Origin of the sequence: Mesorhizobium sp. M1E.F.Ca.ET.041.01.1.1 (assembly GCF_003997355.1) — a bacterium.
Taxonomy (GTDB): Bacteria; Pseudomonadota; Alphaproteobacteria; order Rhizobiales; family Rhizobiaceae; genus Mesorhizobium.
This window is the reverse complement of record NZ_RZSL01000896.1, coordinates 1-1,786: the sequence shown is the minus strand read 5'-3', so window position 1 is coordinate 1,786 and position 1,786 is coordinate 1. Positions and strand designations below refer to the sequence as shown.

At 64.0% G+C, this 1,786-nt stretch carries 2 protein-coding genes; both read right to left on the bottom strand.

What is annotated here, in order from left to right; genetic code table 11:
* Positions 1–153 precede the first annotated feature (153 nt).
* Positions 154–1,152: an ABC transporter permease gene (locus tag EOA38_RS35620; protein WP_126092987.1), complete on the bottom strand. Its 999-nt coding sequence runs from the start codon at positions 1,150–1,152 to the stop codon at positions 154–156.
* A gap of 61 nt (positions 1,153–1,213) precedes the next feature.
* The coding region (locus tag EOA38_RS35615; RefSeq protein ID WP_145966255.1) for an ATP-binding cassette domain-containing protein at positions 1,214–1,786 on the bottom strand (573 nt) is incomplete at its 5' end.

Below are 1,786 nucleotides of genomic sequence, written 5' to 3'. Positions count from 1 at the left end.
CAAAACCTCCAGAATCAACAATGGCGGCTACAGAATCACATACAATTCAACCGCTTCAAGCCATTTTCCGACGGCGCCTCTTCACGCTTGACCACAGCACGAAGCAAATGTGTGCGCACGCTAGCCCACAAGGGGAGAAGGGAAGATTGCGCCTCAGTCGCTGCGCCGGAAGTTGCGGATGCGGTCGAACAGCACGGCGAGCAGGATGGCGCCGCCGATGAAGGTGCCTTGCCAGAAGGCGTTGATGCCGAGCAGGCCGAGGCTGTTGCGGATCACCTCGATCAGTGCGGCGCCGACGATGGCGCCGAAGGCGGTGCCGACGCCGCCGGCGAGGTTGGCGCCGCCGATGACGGTGGCGGCGATGACCTGGAGCTCCATGCCGGTGCCGATATTGGTGGTGACGGCGCCGAGCCAGCCGGTCTCGATGATGCCGGCCAGACCCGCCGACAAAGCCGAGATCATGTAGACCGCGACCTTGATCTGGCGCACCGGAACACCGGTCAGCGTCGCCGCATGCTCATTGCCGCCGATGGCGAAGATGTGCCGGCCGAACTTGGTCCAGCGCAGGATGAAACCGGTGATCAGAGCCAGGATGATCATGTAGAGCACCGGGTTGGCGATGCCGAACAGCCAGGCGCCGCCGCCCAGCGCCAGAAGCTTGTCGTGGTCCGGCCCGAACTGGAAGACAACGGTGTTGTTTGAGGCGACCATGGCGAGGCTGCGGGCGACCGAGAGCATGCCGAGCGTCACCACGAAAGGCGGGAAGTCGAGATAGGCGATAAGCACGCCGTTGAAGGCGCCGATGGCGAGCGCGGTGACGATCGTGGCCAGGATGCCGACCTCGATCGAATAGCCGGCATGCATGGTGACGGCCAGCACCATCGAGCACAGGCACAGCACCGAGCCGACCGAAAGGTCGATGCCGCCGGTGATGATGACGAAAGTCATGCCGAGCGCGACGATGGCGACGAAGGTGATGTTGCGGGTGATGTTGTAGAGGTTCTTCTGCGTGGCGAAGGCGTCGGTGGCAACGGACAGGAACAGACAGGCCAGAATGACCGCGATCACCACCCAGAAGGTCTGGCTGGACAGTATGCGCGACAGGAAGCTGTGCTGCTTCTGCGCGATCGTCTGGTCAAGGGTAACTGCCATTATCGACCTTTCCTGCCGGTGATGGGCCGCGTCCGCGCGGCGAGTTCCGGGGTTGCGGCGCTCATGCGACCTGTTCGATGGCGCCGGTGATCAGCCCGGTGACTTCCTCGGGCGAGCTCGAGGCGATTTTCTTGTCGGCGACCTTCCTGCCGCGCCGCATGACGATGACGCGGTCGGCAACGTCGAAGACGTCGGGCATGCGGTGGCTGATCAGCACGACGGCAATGCCCTGGTCGCGCAAGTGGCGGATCAGGTTCAGCACTTCGGCGACCTGCCTGACCGAGATCGCCGCCGTCGGCTCGTCCATCAGCACGATCTTGGCCTGCGACAGCATGGTGCGGGCGATCGCCACCGCCTGCCGCTGGCCGCCCGACATCTGCTTGACGAGGTCACGCGGGCGCGTCTCGGACTTCAGTTCGGCGAAGAGCTGGCCGGCGCGCTTGTACATCGCGGCATAATCGAGAATGCGCAACGGTCCGATGCCTCGGCGAAGCTCGCGGCCGAGATAGACATTGGCGGCGGCCGTCAGATTGTTGCAGAGCGCCAGATCCTGGTGGACGATCTCGATGCCGTGCTGGCGAGCCTCGGCCGGCTTGTGCAGGATCAGCTCCTTGCCGTCCATATGCATGGTGCC

What these genes read in the sequence shown, in the direction of transcription:
- EOA38_RS35620 (WP_126092987.1), bottom strand. Translation starts at nt 1,152, where the DNA reads ATGGCAGTTACCCTTGACCAGACGATCGCGCAGAAGCAGCACAGCTTC.